Raw genomic sequence first — 14,982 nt, 5'->3', positions numbered from 1 at the left:
ACGAGTTAACTTGTTAAATGGCTTCATCGAGCTAATTTATTTTCACTCACTATATTTATAATTATAGATAATTAACTGAAAATAAATATCACTCTTATTTTTATTTATTATTTCAATTAATATACCACTATAACTTAAAATATTAAGCCTCTATTGGTAAGCCGTTATCTTGTCCCCACTCCGCCCACGAGCCATCATATAATTTAACTTGATGATTACCTAGTAGAGTTAATGCCATATAAATAACAGCCGCCGTCATACCAGAGCCACAAGTTGTCACAGATGGCGCATCAATATCAATGCCTTGCTCGGCAAAAATAGCTTCAAGTTGTTTAGGCGATTTAAATTGCCCATTCTCCACTAATAAATCCCATGGCATGTTTTTGCTACCAGGGATATGCCCCATCCGCAAACCCGGTCTTGGTTCTGGTGCTTGAGCTAAGAAACGGGCAGCTGAACGTGCATCAATAATCTGCATCTTTCCTTCATGGACAAATTCGAGCATTTGTTCGCAATTTAAGACATTTTCTGTGTGACATTTTGCGATAAATGTTTTCGCTGCTGGTGGTGTAACAGGCCCTGATTCCGTTTTAAAACCCGCCGATTTCCATGCATCTATGCCACCTGCAAGTATTTTTATATTTTTATGTCCCATGGTGGTAAATGTCCACCATGCTCGTGGAGATGAAAATAAATTATTCTTAGCGTAAATAACAACCTTTGTATCATTACCTATACCCATATCCCCTACAGACTGACTAAAGACTTCAGTACTTGGTAACATATGCGGTAATGGAATATCTGTATTCGCAATTTCATCCTGATGAAAAAATTGGGCTGTAGGTATGTGTTCTTCTAACCATTTCTGACGATAATCACAAGGTACTGTGGGTAATGGAGTGGAAACATCAAGCACAATAAGATCATCGTCAGATAAATGGTCATGTAACCATTCTGGCGTTACAAAATAAGTATCATACATAAACTATCCTTACCCAAAATAGAGATATGATTAAATTTGGTCGGCTGATGGCAAAACTGAAGGCTGCTCGGCAGTATTTTTCTCTATCGGCGTCGTTGAGCGCGTATAAATATTCATTCCAGCTAAGACTATTCCACCAACAGAACCAAATGCACAAAGAGCACAAAGTAAAATCACAACCTTTTTCATTTTTCATCGCCTGAATTAAAGAAGAGAGAATCGAAGTATAACCCGATGCTTGTTGCAAACAAGTTAAATACGACTTTTTATGTCAATGAATGGGGAATTTGCCAACCTGTTCCCATTTTCTATGGCATAATGGTTTTTAATACAGTAGTTTTGCGAAACGTTTTACAAAGCCCTAATTAACTTCATGTTTAATTGAGCTATTTAACTATTCTATGATTGCCTAATTCAATATCAGTGAGCCTTATGTCCCTGTCTAATAAAATCAAAGAAAATATAACCCAATGGTATAAAGGGTTATCATTACATATTGACGGGTTTGTCTCCCGCGCACCACAGCGGCAAATGATCGCTGAAGTCGCCAAGAATTTAGCCGATGAAGAAGGTCGCCATTTAGTTATCGAAGCACCAACAGGTGTTGGAAAAACATTATCTTATCTCATTCCCGGTATTGCAGTTGGTCGCGAAGAAGGAAAAACGCTGGTTGTTAGCACGGCGAATGTCGCCCTGCAAGATCAGATCTTCAGTAAAGATTTGCCACTACTGAGCAAAATAATCCCAGATCTAAAATTTACTGGCGCATTTGGTCGCGGCCGCTATGTTTGCCCTCGCAACCTTGAAGCAATTTGTGCAGCAGAAGGTGAACAAATCGATTTAATGTTACTGGTTGAAGATAAAACTGAAGTCGCAAACAGTGAAGAAAGAGCTATTTGCCAACAATTACGCAATGATTTTCATAGTTTTGCTTGGGATGGTTTAAGGGATCACCATAAACGCGCTTTTAGTGACAATTTATGGCGAAAAATAAGCACAGATAAAATGAATTGCTTAGGTCGTAATTGCCAGTTTTATCAGCGTTGCCCATTTTTTATTGCGCGCCGTGAAATTGAAGATGCCGATGTTGTTGTTGCCAATCATGCTCTAGTTATGGCAGCAATGGAAAGTGAATCTGTACTACCCGACCCTAAAAAATTACTCCTTATTCTTGATGAAGGGCACCATGTTCCTGATGTGGCAAGAGATTCGCTTGAAGTTGAAAGCGAAATTACGCTAGTTCAATTAACTGCGCAAATTGATAACTTTACACATCACGTTGGTCAATATTTAGCGCAATTTCGACCCGCCAAACCACCTAAACTAGCTGGTCCTGAACGTTTACAAAAACATGCTGAAAAATTACGCGAAGCTTTTCGTGATTTATCATTATTAACAAATGCATTGTTACCCGAAACGTCAAAAGAGGCTGAGTATTTATTCCCATTAGGCCAGCTTCCTGAAGCCATGCAGCTTTGCTGTCAGGATTTATTTAAATTAACAGATGCATTAAAAGGGCTTGCTGAAGCAATTCTTAGCGATTTAACCGAACAAACTGCAAAACAAGATATTGTTCGTTTACACCGTTCAATTTTAGTGACTAGCCGAGCAATGGGATATTTTGAAAATCTTGCAAAATTATGGCGCTTGGCAGCATTAGATCAAACTTCTGGTGCGCCTATCTCTAAATGGCTTAGCCGCCGTTATGAAAAAAATCAATCACGCTTATTCATGCACTGCGCAGGCATTCGAGTCAGTGAACAATTGCAACATTTGTTATGGCGTAATATTCCGCATATTGTTGTCACCTCAGCAACTTTGCGTTCACTTAATAGTTATTCTCGTTTTCAAGAATTAAGCGGGTTATCAGAAAAAAGTGATGATCGCTTTGTCACGCTCACTTCCCCTTTTAATCATGTTGAGCAGGGAAAATTAGTGATCCCTCAAATGCAAAATGAGCCAACAATCGCGCATGAGGCTGAACATTTAGCTGAGATGGCAACTTATTTTCGTCAAGAATTTACACGAGGTATTCATCGCGGTGTTCTCATTTTATTCAGTAGCCAACGGGCAATGGAAGGTTTTCTTGAACACGTTAAAGATCTACGTTTACAACTTTTAGTTCAAGGTGATCAACCGCGTTATCGCCTTGTCGAAACACATTGTGAAAGGATAGATAAAGGTCAAACGAGCGCGTTAATCGGCTTACAATCTTTTGCTGAAGGGTTAGATTTAAAAGGTGAATACCTTACTCAAGTTCATATTCATAAAATTGCTTTTCCTCCTGTAACAAATCCCGTGATTATTACCGAAGGCGAGTGGCTAAAATCCCTAAAACGATATCCTTTTGAGGTGCAAAGTCTACCCAGCGCTTCATTTAACCTGATACAGCAATCAGGGCGATTAATTCGTAGCCATGAATGTTATGGTGAAATTATTATTTATGATAACCGTTTACTCACTAAAAATTATGGGAAGCGCCTACTTAATGCCCTTCCCGTATTTCCTATTGAGCGCCCTGCTATGCCTGATAACGCCAAAAAGAAAAGTTAAACCGTATAAATAGAAAAAGCTACAACAATCAATTTGAAGTGGCTTTTTCAGAATATGTCAAAAATAATTACTTAGCGAAGATCCTCGCTAAGAACAACACGACAATTGCACCAATCACCGCGACAACAAAGCTACCAAAGTTGAAACCATCAACTTTGCCTTTACCAAAGAAAGTACTAATATATCCACCAACGACAGCACCAATAATACCTAACACGGTTGTCATCACAAATCCGATCTGGTAGCTGCCTGGCATAAGCCATTTAGCCAAAATACCCGCAATAAGACCAAATATAATCCAAGAAATAACGCCCATGACCGACCCCCATCTAAAATTACACAACAATAAAATAGAAATTAATGCTGACTAACCTACTATTTATGCCAGACTATTAATTTTTATTCTACCCTATTAAAATTCAGTAATGATTTAAGTAAAGGTCGAATAATCAATTTTAGCAAATAACAACCTGCTCAATTGATTAAAAAACTATCAATTTAGTGTTTTTTGACTATTTTTTCGACTACTTCGGCAATTTGACTCGCATTTTTAAGTGACCTTATTTGTGTAAAAAGGTCATCTGCTTGCTCATATTCTTTACGTAAATAGCCGAGCCATTGCTTAATGCGAGCAGCATGATAATGACCCGTATCGCCTAACTTTTCTAGCTCAGTGTATTTCAATAATAATTGGCTAACCTGTTCCCAAGGCATRGGGGGCTGATTTTCTTTCACAACAAGACTGAGATTTGGCGTATTGAGTGCGCCTCGACCAATCATAATCGCATCACATCCCGTTATTTCTAAGCAACGCTTTGCACTTTCATGATCCCAAATTTCGCCATTAGCAATGACGGGAATGGAAAGCCGACGGCGAATATCGCCAATGGCCTGCCAATTTATTTTTTCTGCTTTATAACCATCTTCTTTAGTGCGTCCATGCACAGTCAGTTCTGTTGCCCCCGCTTGTTCAACCGCATCTGCTATTTCATGACAAAATTGGCTATTATCCCAACCTAATCTTACTTTTACGGAGACAGGCAGCGCTTTAGGAACAGCTTCACGCATTGCTTTTGCTGCCCGATAAATTAATTCGGGCTGCTTTAATAATGTTGCTCCACCACCATGACCATTGACCGTTTTAGAAGGACAGCCACAATTAAGATCAACGCCCCAAGAACCGAGCGTTGCTGCTCGGTAGGCATTTTCAGCAAGCCAATCAGGATGCTGACCTAATAACTGAACTCTCACCAATGTGCCAGAAGGCGTTCTGCTACCATGACGCAATTCAGGACAAAGCCGATAAAATGTTTTTGTTGGCAGTAGCGTATCAACAACACGTACAAACTCAGTGATACAGAGGTCATAATTATTGACCTCACTCAGTAAGGAACGAACTAAAGAATCAAGCACCCCTTCCATGGGAGCAAGCAGAACACGCATTAGCCTTCACCGTGACTCTGACGAGATTTCTTTTGCGCATTTTTCCAAGGTGAACCAGATTCTGATGAAGGTTTACCTTTTGAAGAATTTGCGCGTTCTCTGCGTGGTTTTGCCGCACCTTTATCATTATTAAAACGAGTTGTGCGTTTTTCGCCACCCCGTCTATCATTATTACGCTGAGAACCATTTTGAATAGGTTCAGCTTTGATAGAGGGATCAGGTTCATAACCTTCAATAGCCATCAATGGAATTGATTTTTTCAGCAATTTTTCGATGTCTTTTAATAGTTTAATTTCATCAACACACACTAAAGAAACTGCCATTCCCGTTGCTTCTGCACGCCCTGTTCTCCCAATACGGTGAACATAATCTTCTGCAATATTAGGCAGCTCAAAGTTAACAACATAAGGCAATTGCTCAATATCAAGCCCACGAGCCGCAATATCTGTCGCCACTAAAACGCGAATATCGCCAGATTTAAAATCAGCTAATGCGCGAGTTCTTGCACCTTGGCTTTTATTACCATGGATTGCCGCAGATTTAATACCATCTTTATTGAGTTGTTCTGCAAGGCGGTTTGCCCCATGTTTAGTTCGCGTAAAGACAAGAACCTGCTGCCAATTTTCACGACCAATCATATGTGAGAGCAGCTCACCTTTGCGCTTTTTATCTACCAGATGAACATATTGCGTTATTTGTTCAGATGCTGAATTACGAGGAGCAACTTCAATGCTTACCGGATTGTTAAGCAATTTATTGGCAAGTTGTTTTATATCATCTGAGAATGTCGCCGAAAATAGCAAATTTTGACGTTTTTTTGGTAATTTAGTAATGACACGGCGAATATCATGAATAAAGCCCATGTCTAACATGCGGTCAGCTTCATCCAGAACAAACACTTCAACTTGAGATAAATCAACTGCATTTTGGTGTGCTAAATCAAGCAAACGCCCGGGTGTTGCAATTAGAACATCAACACCGCCACGTAATTTCATCATTTGCGGATTGATACTTACGCCACCAAATACAACAAATGAACGAATTTTTAAATGACGGCTATACTCTTTCACATTTTCAGCAACTTGAGCAGCTAATTCACGTGTAGGGGTTAAAATTAATGCTCTAATTGGTTTTCTGTCTTTACCAACACGGGGGGTGGTAATTAATTTTTGTAGGATCGGCAAAGTAAAACCGGCGGTTTTACCTGTTCCTGTTTGTGCGCTTGCTAATAAGTCATTGCCAGCAAGAACGGCTGGAATAGCTTGTTGCTGAATAGGGGTTGGTGCTTCATAACCTAATTCGTTAATCGCACGCATGATTTCCTCGTTTAACGCGAGGTCTGAAAAAGTAGTCAAATTAAAATACTCCGGGCTTCACCACTCTGAAAATTCAGAGGCAGTTCAAGGGGAAGGGTCATCTATGATGGGAAAAATGTGCAAACTGCCATGCTGTTGGACGAATTCTAACATTTTTTAATTCTAATAAATATATTAATTTATCCCCAAATAATTTTAGTTGTACATATACCAAGTCATTCTTCCCTATTTTACTCCCCAAAAAGACAAATTTAGCTTTTTATTTGCCTCACATTTTATGCCCCTACTATTCCTAAACAACATGCAGGAATAAAGAGATTTGTTTACTGCCTATTATCTTGAGTATTTAACTTTGGAATGGCGATAATAATGTTTAAATCCACCAACAAACTTCAACTTTACTTATACAAAATGTCACTTTAAGTATTCTGACGTATAACATCACATATTTATAATATAAACTTATGCAAAAACATCCCAGCTTAGTACATATAACTGTTAAGTATTGTTATATGTTTTTTTWTTGTTAATGAGTTAAGCCAAACAACTCATCATCAGTTGAAACAATATGAACTGTTAAGGAACTTGTATGATAACAAACACACCATCAACACATAGAGGGGAAAATGCCAGAGAACAATTGCTACTGGCTGCTGCTGATGTCTATGGTGAATTAGGGCTAAACGGCGCAACAACACGGAAAATAGCCCAAGTTTCTGGACAAAATATTGCAGCTATTTCCTATTATTTTGGTTCAAAAGAAGGGTTGTATTTAGCGGTTGCTCAATTAATTGCAGATACAGTAAAAACCTATTTTAATGAGCAAATCATTGAAATAGATGATTACATCAAGCAATCTTCGCCTGATCCTGAAGAGGCTATGACGTTGTTGCATAAAATACTTGTCTGTTATAACCAATTCCAATTAGAAAAAAAGAATCTGAGTTTTTCTCGCATACTTGCAAGGGAACAACTAAATCCAACTGAAGCTTACACACTGATTCATGAACAAGCACTTGGCCCTATCTATACTAAATTAAACCGTTTAATTGCTATTTACATTGGTTCTGATCCAAATAATTTGACCACGCTTATTCACACCCACGCAATTTTAGGTGAAACACTTTCATTCCGTATAGCACGAGAAACATTATTGAGGCAAACAGGCTGGAAGCATATTAATGAAGATGAATATAAAATCATCAACCAAGTACTGATAGAACACACAAATATTTTATTGGCAGGGTTACGTCAAAATAAAAACCGTGAAAAATGATATAATTAAGTTTAATAGAGTCAATGTATGCGCCAAACTTCATTATATGTACAAAATAGAGAGAATTTGTATTAATGAGTAAATGCGACAAAAAGTCGTTACTAAAATAGCTTGAAACATAATATTAACTCTATAAATTATGAGGTTATAACCCAAACAATATCTATCGACCTAAAATGAGGTTAGTTATGCACAATAAACGTCGTTCTCTTTTTATTCTTCTTATTGTCATAGTAATCGGTATCGCGATAGGGGGTTATTACCTATATCAATCACAGCAAGAAAAAACATTAACGCTTTATGGTAACGTCGATGTACGTACTGTGAACTTAGGATTTCGGGTTGGAGGCAAACTCGCATCTTTAAATGTTGATGAAGGTGCACATGTTCAACCGAGCCAAATTTTAGGTCAATTAGATGATGGACCTTATATCAATGCCCTCAATAAAGCGAAAGGCGTCCGTGATAGTGCCAAAGCCCAACTTGAATTGAAAGAAAAAGGTTATCGTACGCAAGAGATTGCGCAAGTTGAATCTGAAGTTGCTCAAAAGCAAGCCTCTTGGCAGTATGCAGACAGTTTTTATAAACGCCAACAAGGCCTTGCAGCATCTCGTGTCATCTCTGCAAATGATTTAGAAAATGCAAAAACTCAGCGTGATCAAGCCTTAGCATCTTTAAAAGCCGCCCAAGATAAATTAAATCAATACCAAAGTGGTTTTCGCCAAGAAGAAATAGCCATCGCGCGTGGTGAATGGCTACAAGCAGAAGCGGCTGTCGCACAAGCAGAATTAGATCTCCAAGATACTCAACTAACTGCACCATCTGAAGGTATTATCCTGACTCGAGCTGTAGAACCCGGCTCTATTATTGCCGCAGGTAACACTGTTTTTGGTGTCACTTTAACCAACCCAGTCTGGGTTAGAGCTTATGTGAATGAACCCAATTTAGGTGCAGCAATACCCGGTAGAGAAGTCCTCCTTTATACTGATAGCCGACCAAATAAGCCTTATCATGGCAATATAGGGTTTGTTTCACCTACTGCTGAATTTACCCCCAAAAGTGTGCAAACCCCAGAGCTACGCACTGATTTAGTTTACCGTTTACGCATTATTGTCAGTGATCCTGATGATTTTCTTCGCCAAGGTATGCCTGTCACTATTCAATTTACTCAACCAGAACAATAAGAGTTAGGAATGAGCCAGCTTGATTACCTTATTCGACTACAAAGTGTTGAAAAGTCATTTTCAGGATTAGATTCTCCAGCAGTTGAAAGCTTAACGACTGAAATTCATGGCGGATCAGTGACCGGCTTAGTCGGCCCTGATGGTGCAGGCAAAACAACTTTAATGAGAATGCTTGCCGGTTTATTGAAGCCCGATTTGGGTACAATTAGCCTTATGGGACTTGATCCGATCAAAGATAGCGAGCAAGTTCATAAAAACTTGGGTTATATGCCCCAAAAGTTTGGCTTATATGAAGATCTGACTGTCCAAGAAAACCTTAATTTATACGCAGATTTACGCTCAGTGATTGGTGAAGAGCGCCAATCGATGTTTCACCAGCTATTATCTTTTACAGATCTCACCAAATTTACTAGCCGATTAGCAGGAAAACTATCAGGTGGAATGAAGCAAAAACTGGGTTTGGCTTGTACACTAATTGGTAAACCAAAAATATTACTGCTTGATGAGCCCGGTGTTGGCGTTGACCCAATAGCCCGCAGAGAACTGTGGCAGATGGTTCATACCTTAGCGGATGAAGGTATGCTCATCCTTTGGAGCACATCCTACCTTGATGAAGCTCAGCAATGCAAAGAGGTTTTATTGCTCAACCAAGGAAAGCTTCTCTATTCTGGCGAGCCACAGGTTCTAACACAAAAAATGGTTGGTCGTTCTTTTTTATTAGAGATACCCGCTGAAAATAAACGCTCAGTATTACAAAATGCGCTCATCCTGCCCGAAACGACAGATGGCGTGATCCAAGGGAAATATCTTCGTCTCATTTTAAAACATAATGCTTCTCAAGATTCATTATTACAACAATTAAAAATTAATAATGCCAAATTAATACCCGCCGAACCTCGATTTGAAGATGCATTTATTGATTTACTCGGTGGCGGCCCTTCTCACCGCTCTGAATTAGCAGCCATCATGCCACAAATTCCCGCAAATCCGGAAGAAACAGTCATTGAAGCGCGAAATTTAACAAAAAAATTTGGTGATTTTGTCGCGACAGATTCGGTTAACTTTCAAGTGAAACGTGGGGAAATTTTTGGCTTACTCGGCCCAAATGGTGCAGGTAAATCGACAACATTTAAAATGATGTGTGGATTAATGAAACCAACAGAAGGTCAAGCATTAGTGCTTGGGATGGATTTAAAAACTAGCTCAAATAAAGCACGCCAACATCTTGGTTATATGGCTCAAAAATTTTCGCTCTATGGCAATTTAAAAGTGGGGCAAAATCTCAAATTTTTCTCTGGTGTTTACGGTTTAAAAGGGCAGCATCAAACCACTAAGATTAATGAAATGATTAATGCATTTAATTTCAAACCAATCATTCATCAACTTACCGACTCCTTACCTTTGGGCTTTAAGCAGCGCCTCGCCCTCGCCTGTTCTTTAATGCATGAACCCGATATTTTATTTTTAGATGAACCTACATCAGGCGTTGACCCGCTCACTCGTCGAGAATTTTGGTTACATATCAATGGAATGGTAGATCGTGGTGTTACCGTCATGGTGACCACTCACTTTATGGATGAAGCGGAATACTGTGACCGAATTGGTTTAGTTTACCATGGTAAAATCATTGCAGCAGGAACGCCTGATGCACTCAAACACCAAGTTGCAAATGATAAAAACCCTAACCCATCTATGGAAGATGCCTTTATTGAATTAATCTTCAATTACGACAAACAAAGGGAGGCACAATGAGTGATCCCCATTTTTCTTGGCGCAGGCTTCATGCATTATGCTTAAAAGAGAGTAAGCAAATTGTGCGCGATCCCAGCAGTGCCTTAATTGCTGTTGTCATTCCACTGATGCTACTGTTTATTTTCGGCTATGGCATAAATCTCGATTCTAACCAATTGCGAGTGGGTATTTTACTTGATCAACAAAGTCCACAAGCTCGAGAATTAGTGAATACCTTTACGGGATCACCTTTTATTGATGCCACTGTTAGTGATAATCGGCAAAATTTAATTGAGAAAATGCAAGCAGGTGAAATACGCGGTATTGTCACTATTCCCGTGAACTTTTCAGAACAACTTCTAAATGCTGATGGCCATGCGGCTATTCAGGTTATTACTGATGGCAGTGAACCCAATACAGCTAATTTTATTCAGGGCTATACTCAAGGAATTTGGCATACTTGGCTGATACAACAAGGTGAAAATAAAGGCTATTCAACCGAGCCATTAATTGAACTCAATATGCGTTATTGGTTTAATGAAGCCGCAATAAGCCGACACTTTATTATTCCAGGTGCCATCAGCATTATTATTACTGTTGTTGGTGCAATCTTGACATCATTGGTGGTCGCGCGGGAATGGGAACGCGGCACAATGGAAGCCCTGCTCTCGACCCAAGTCACTAGAACAGAATTATTATTATCCAAATTACTGCCCTACCAAGTATTAGGCACTTTTGTCATGATCCTATGTATGCTTGTCACGACTTTTATTTTGCAAATCCCTTACCGTGGATCATTATTGATTTTATTTGTCATCACAAGCTTATATCTTGCCACTGCCCTAGGCATGGGATTATTAATTTCAACCATTACCCGCAATCAATTTAATGCGGCTATGGTAGCATTAAATGCCGCATTTTTACCTGCAATCATGCTATCTGGTTTTATCTTTGAAATAACCAGTATGCCGATATTTATTCAGATAGTGACTTATTTTATCCCTGCCCGCTATTTCGTCAGTAGCTTACAGATGCTTTTTCTAGCAGGTGATATTTATCTTGTCTTGGTGACTGATCTGTTATTACTGATTGCTTCCGCCATTTTGTTTATCGGCTTAACGGCTTGGAAAACACGCCGTCGTCTTGATTAATAAAGGAGCCGATATGTTTTCACGTTTATATACATTGATCTTAAAAGAGCTACAAACGCTGCTTCAAGAAAAACAGACACGGATCATTTTAATCTTACCTGTTATCTTTCAGATGATTTTATTTCCACTTGCTGCAACCTTAGAAGTTACAAACACGACAATTGCGATTTTTGATCAAGATAATGGTAAACATTCGATTGAATTAACCCAACGACTGGCCAAGGCAGAAGCTTTTTCTCACGTTCTATTACTTAAAAATGAGCATGAAATTCGTGAGACTTTAGATAACCGTAAAAGTTTACTTATTGTTCGTTTTGGGCCTAATTTTAGTGGCAATATTGAAAACCATCACACAGGAAATATGATGCTATTGCTAGATGGTCGTAATTCAAATAGTGCACAAATTGCCGCTAATTACATTGAACAAATTACAATACAATATCAACAAGAACTTACCGCAGGACATCCATTACCAAATAATAGTGAATTAATTATCCGTAATTGGTATAACCCAAATTTAGATTATAAATGGTTTATTGTCCCATCATTAGTTGCCTTGATTACGACTATTGGTGTCTTAATTGTCACGTCTTTATCCATTGCAAGAGAAAGCGAACAAGGTACGCTTGATCAATTACTTGTTTCCCCATTAACAACTTGGCAAATTTTTATTGGTAAAGCAATTCCAGCCCTTATCATTGCAACTGCACAGGCAACATTGGTATTAGCTATTGGTATCTTTTGTTACCAAATTCCCTTTGCAGGTTCTCTACTGCTGTTTTATGCCACAATGATTTTTTACGGATTATCCCTCGTCGGGTTTGGTTTGTTAATTTCGGCTATGTGTACCACACAACAGCAAGCTTTTATTGGCGTATTTGTCTTTATGATGCCAGCCGTTCTACTTTCCGGCTATATTTCCCCAGTAGAAAATATGCCAGTCTGGTTACAAGATATCACTTGGGTTAATCCTATTCGGCACTTCACTGAGATAACGAAACAAATTTATTTGAAGAATGCTGATTTTTCTGTCATTTGGCATAGTTTATGGCCGCTATTTATTATTGCCATACTAACAAGTTCAATTGCTTATTATCTCTTTCAACGAAAAATAGCCTAATCGAATATTAAACTCTACGTGATAACCCCGTGAATATTTTGAATATCAATACAAAAAACCCTTGTCAGCAGAGGCTGACAAGGGTTTTTCAATAATATTAAGCCAAAACTCAATAATTAGCGGCGATCGCCAAAGATACGCAGCAACATCAGGAATAGGTTGATAAAGTCTAAGTACAAATTCAATGCACCTAAAATAGCGAATTTACGCATATTCTCTTTATCTTCTACATCAATTTGTGAACCCATTTCTTTTAATTTTTGAGTATCATAAGCAGTTAAGCCTGCGAAAATCAGGACACCGGCATAAGTGATAACCCAATACATTGCTGAACTTTGCATCCAAATATTGACTAATGATGCAACGATCAAACCAATCAGCGCCATAAACAGGAAGTTACCCATGCCGCTTAAGCTACGTTTTGTTGTATAACCATAGAAGCTTAAAGCACCGAACATCACCGCAGTGATAATGAATGTACCCACTACGGATTCTTGCGTATACATTGCAAGGATCACAGAAAGTGTCACACCGGTCAGCATGGAATAGAGCATAAACATGCCCGTTGCGACCATTCCGCTCATTTTTGGCAGTAAAAATGATAAACCTAAAACTAAACCAAATTGCACAACAACTAACCCAATCACAATACCTTGGGAAAGGAAAATTTTACCGCTGATTAAAAGGTCTAGCGTGTACCAAGCTACAAATGCGGTCAATAATAGACCGACAGTCATCCAACCATACACCTGCGACATAAATGTCTGGATACCGGTTGAATTTTGAGCAATCGAAGTATTACGTTGATCAAATCGATCCATGATAATTACCCTTCATACATTAAGTCAAAATTGACCACAGCAAAATGCTACAGCCAGGTGAATGCTTTCGAAGTTTATCACAATTTATTGACATTACCATTCAACAAATAGTAAATCAGAAGTGGATATTATTTATATTTAGAATCATTTCACACTATTCATTAAGCGAATTTTTACGTGAAATTACTTATTTGTATACAACTTAAGACCAGCGATTAGCTGATTTTTCATCACTTTCTTTTGCTTCGACCCAGCGCTCGTTATCTGGCAATGTCTCTTTTTTCCAAAAGGGTGCTTTTGTTTTTAAGTAATCCATAATAAATTCAGCAGCTTCAAATGCAGCACCACGATGAGCACTCGTCACACCCACAAATACAATTTCATCTCCCGGCTGCAAAGTGCCCACACGATGAATAACACTGACTCGTTGTAACGCCCAGCGACGACGTGCTTCTTCAATAATATTCTCAAGCGCTTTTTCTGTCATTCCCGGGTAATGTTCAAGGGTAAGTGCTGCCACACTATCCCCTAAGTTGTGATTTCTCACTTTTCCGGTGAAAGTAACAACCGCACCATCACTGTCGCATTGTGCTAACCATTGATATTGTTCACCAACATCAAAATTATTTGTTTGTACTGCAATATGCGTATTTTCCATCTTTATCCCCCAGTAACGGGTGGGAAAAAAGCAACTTCATCACCTGCTGTTAAGGGATGATTCATTGGTACAAAAGATTGATTAACTGCGGCTAATAATTTTCCATCTTCTAATGCTAGCGCCCATCTATCACCACGCGTAATAAGTTCCTGACGCAATGCGGCAACATCGGCAAAAGATGCAGATAATTCTAAACGTTCTGTTCCAACAAGCTCGCGTACTTGAGCAAAAAAGAGAACTGTAATCATGCTTCCACCTTAAAATGCCCTGATTTACCACCTGTTTTTTCTAACAAACGGACTGTGCTAATCACCATATCTTTCTGAACAGCTTTACACATATCATATATTGTCAGTGCCGCAACTGAAGCCGCTGTCAATGCTTCCATTTCAACACCCGTTTTCCCTGTTAAACGGCAGCAGGACTCAATACGCACTTGATTAAGCTCAGGTAAGGCTTGTAATGTCACTTCAACTTTGGTGAGCAATAAAGGGTGGCAAAGCGGGATCAACTGCCAAGTATTTTTTGCTGCTTGAATTCCTGCAATGCGCGCGGTTGCGAAAACATCACCTTTATGATGGCTACCGTCAATTATCATGGCTAAAGTTTCTTGGTTCATGGTAACAAAAGCTTCTGCTCGAGCTTCACGTACTGTTTCAGCTTTAGTCGAAACATCAACCATATGCGCCTCGCCCGACGCATTAATGTGAGTCAGTTGGGACATGTTCTCTCCTGAAAAAATCAAAA

Annotated in this window: 15 protein-coding genes; 6 read left to right on the top strand and 9 right to left on the bottom strand. The window is 39.0% G+C overall.

The annotated features are described in order from the left end of the window. Window positions 1–142: 142 nt before the first annotated feature. Together sseA and OO7_RS16940 are read right to left on the bottom strand one after the other, a co-directional pair. The gene (sseA, locus tag OO7_RS06275) at window positions 143–982 is read right to left on the bottom strand and encodes a 3-mercaptopyruvate sulfurtransferase (RefSeq protein ID WP_008915115.1); all 840 of its coding nucleotides are present in this window, start codon (window positions 980–982) and stop codon (window positions 143–145) included. Window positions 983–1,012: 30 nt separating this feature from the next. Next, window positions 1,013–1,171, bottom strand: coding sequence for a hypothetical protein (locus tag OO7_RS16940; protein WP_008915114.1), 159 nt, complete (start codon window positions 1,169–1,171; stop codon window positions 1,013–1,015). A 243-nt stretch (window positions 1,172–1,414) separates the two neighbouring features. On the opposite strand from OO7_RS16940, the gene dinG reads away from it, so the two are divergent. After that, window positions 1,415–3,535, top strand: coding sequence for an ATP-dependent DNA helicase DinG (gene dinG, locus OO7_RS06270; protein ID WP_008915113.1), 2,121 nt, complete (start codon window positions 1,415–1,417; stop codon window positions 3,533–3,535). A gap of 67 nt (window positions 3,536–3,602) precedes the next feature. On the opposite strand, the gene OO7_RS06265 is transcribed toward dinG, so the two are convergent. The 3 genes from OO7_RS06265 to rhlE form a co-directional block, all read right to left on the bottom strand. Beyond that, window positions 3,603–3,851 carry a GlsB/YeaQ/YmgE family stress response membrane protein gene (locus tag OO7_RS06265; RefSeq protein WP_008915112.1) on the bottom strand — a complete coding sequence of 83 codons (249 nt, stop codon included), beginning with the start codon at window positions 3,849–3,851 and terminating at the stop codon, window positions 3,603–3,605. A 182-nt stretch (window positions 3,852–4,033) separates the two neighbouring features. Further along, window positions 4,034–4,978, bottom strand: a complete 945-nt coding sequence (gene dusC, locus OO7_RS06260; RefSeq protein WP_008915111.1) for a tRNA dihydrouridine(16) synthase DusC — start codon at window positions 4,976–4,978, stop codon at window positions 4,034–4,036. Continuing rightward, window positions 4,978–6,294, bottom strand: coding sequence for an ATP-dependent RNA helicase RhlE (gene rhlE, locus OO7_RS06255; RefSeq protein WP_008915110.1), 1,317 nt, complete (start codon window positions 6,292–6,294; stop codon window positions 4,978–4,980). The genes dusC and rhlE overlap by 1 nt, the downstream gene beginning before the upstream one ends. Before the next feature lie 589 nt (window positions 6,295–6,883). On the opposite strand from rhlE, the gene OO7_RS06250 reads away from it, so the two are divergent. From OO7_RS06250 to OO7_RS06230, 5 genes are all read left to right on the top strand, one after another. Beyond that, on the top strand, window positions 6,884–7,570 hold the full coding sequence (locus tag OO7_RS06250) for a CerR family C-terminal domain-containing protein (protein WP_008915109.1): 687 nt from the start codon (window positions 6,884–6,886) through the stop codon (window positions 7,568–7,570). 188 nt (window positions 7,571–7,758) lie between these two features. Then, complete coding sequence (hlyD, locus tag OO7_RS06245; RefSeq protein ID WP_008915108.1) at window positions 7,759–8,754, top strand: secretion protein HlyD; 996 nt, start codon at window positions 7,759–7,761, stop codon at window positions 8,752–8,754. A gap of 9 nt (window positions 8,755–8,763) precedes the next feature. Then, window positions 8,764–10,506, top strand: coding sequence for an ATP-binding cassette domain-containing protein (locus OO7_RS06240; RefSeq protein ID WP_008915107.1), 1,743 nt, complete (start codon window positions 8,764–8,766; stop codon window positions 10,504–10,506). Next, window positions 10,503–11,636, top strand: a complete 1,134-nt coding sequence (locus OO7_RS06235) for an ABC transporter permease (RefSeq protein WP_008915106.1) — start codon at window positions 10,503–10,505, stop codon at window positions 11,634–11,636. The genes OO7_RS06240 and OO7_RS06235 overlap by 4 nt, the downstream gene beginning before the upstream one ends. A gap of 13 nt (window positions 11,637–11,649) precedes the next feature. Beyond that, window positions 11,650–12,756, top strand: coding sequence for an ABC transporter permease (locus OO7_RS06230; protein ID WP_008915105.1), 1,107 nt, complete (start codon window positions 11,650–11,652; stop codon window positions 12,754–12,756). A 116-nt stretch (window positions 12,757–12,872) separates the two neighbouring features. Here OO7_RS06230 and OO7_RS06225 read toward each other — a convergent pair whose 3' ends face one another. The 4 genes from OO7_RS06225 to moaC form a co-directional block, all read right to left on the bottom strand. After that, a complete protein-coding gene (locus OO7_RS06225; protein ID WP_008915104.1) occupies window positions 12,873–13,577 on the bottom strand; it encodes a Bax inhibitor-1/YccA family protein in 705 nt (234 codons plus the stop codon). Between the two features lie 202 nt (window positions 13,578–13,779). Then, window positions 13,780–14,235 (bottom strand): molybdopterin synthase catalytic subunit MoaE, encoded by a 456-nt coding sequence (gene moaE / locus OO7_RS06220; RefSeq protein ID WP_008915103.1) that lies wholly within the window; start codon window positions 14,233–14,235, stop codon window positions 13,780–13,782. 2 nt (window positions 14,236–14,237) lie between these two features. Continuing rightward, window positions 14,238–14,483 (bottom strand): molybdopterin synthase sulfur carrier subunit, encoded by a 246-nt coding sequence (moaD, locus tag OO7_RS06215; protein WP_008915102.1) that lies wholly within the window; start codon window positions 14,481–14,483, stop codon window positions 14,238–14,240. Continuing rightward, entirely contained in the window at window positions 14,480–14,959 is a 480-nt protein-coding gene (moaC, locus tag OO7_RS06210; protein ID WP_008915101.1) for a cyclic pyranopterin monophosphate synthase MoaC, read from the bottom strand. The genes moaD and moaC overlap by 4 nt, the downstream gene beginning before the upstream one ends. Window positions 14,960–14,982 lie beyond the last annotated feature (23 nt).

The sequence above is a fragment of the Providencia sneebia DSM 19967 genome (assembly GCF_000314895.2).
Classification (GTDB): Bacteria; Pseudomonadota; Gammaproteobacteria; order Enterobacterales; family Enterobacteriaceae; genus Providencia; species Providencia sneebia.
The sequence above is the reverse complement of the archived record's forward strand: the minus strand, read 5'-3'. Positions and strand labels throughout refer to the sequence as shown.

Excerpts from the sequence above, each read along its gene's own strand:
- sseA (WP_008915115.1), bottom strand. The coding sequence starts at position 982 with ATGTATGATACTTATTTTGTAACGCCAGAATGGTTACATGACCATTTA.
- OO7_RS16940 (WP_008915114.1), bottom strand. The coding sequence starts at position 1,171 with ATGAAAAAGGTTGTGATTTTACTTTGTGCTCTTTGTGCATTTGGTTCT.
- dinG (WP_008915113.1), top strand. The coding sequence starts at position 1,415 with ATGTCCCTGTCTAATAAAATCAAAGAAAATATAACCCAATGGTATAAA.
- OO7_RS06265 (WP_008915112.1), bottom strand. The coding sequence starts at position 3,851 with ATGGGCGTTATTTCTTGGATTATATTTGGTCTTATTGCGGGTATTTTG.
- rhlE (WP_008915110.1), bottom strand. The coding sequence starts at position 6,294 with ATGCGTGCGATTAACGAATTAGGTTATGAAGCACCAACCCCTATTCAG.
- OO7_RS06250 (WP_008915109.1), top strand. The coding sequence starts at position 6,884 with ATGATAACAAACACACCATCAACACATAGAGGGGAAAATGCCAGAGAA.
- hlyD (WP_008915108.1), top strand. The coding sequence starts at position 7,759 with ATGCACAATAAACGTCGTTCTCTTTTTATTCTTCTTATTGTCATAGTA.
- OO7_RS06240 (WP_008915107.1), top strand. The coding sequence starts at position 8,764 with ATGAGCCAGCTTGATTACCTTATTCGACTACAAAGTGTTGAAAAGTCA.
- OO7_RS06235 (WP_008915106.1), top strand. The coding sequence starts at position 10,503 with ATGAGTGATCCCCATTTTTCTTGGCGCAGGCTTCATGCATTATGCTTA.
- OO7_RS06230 (WP_008915105.1), top strand. The coding sequence starts at position 11,650 with ATGTTTTCACGTTTATATACATTGATCTTAAAAGAGCTACAAACGCTG.
- OO7_RS06225 (WP_008915104.1), bottom strand. The coding sequence starts at position 13,577 with ATGGATCGATTTGATCAACGTAATACTTCGATTGCTCAAAATTCAACC.
- moaE (WP_008915103.1), bottom strand. The coding sequence starts at position 14,235 with ATGGAAAATACGCATATTGCAGTACAAACAAATAATTTTGATGTTGGT.
- moaD (WP_008915102.1), bottom strand. The coding sequence starts at position 14,483 with ATGATTACAGTTCTCTTTTTTGCTCAAGTACGCGAGCTTGTTGGAACA.
- moaC (WP_008915101.1), bottom strand. The coding sequence starts at position 14,959 with ATGTCCCAACTGACTCACATTAATGCGTCGGGCGAGGCGCATATGGTT.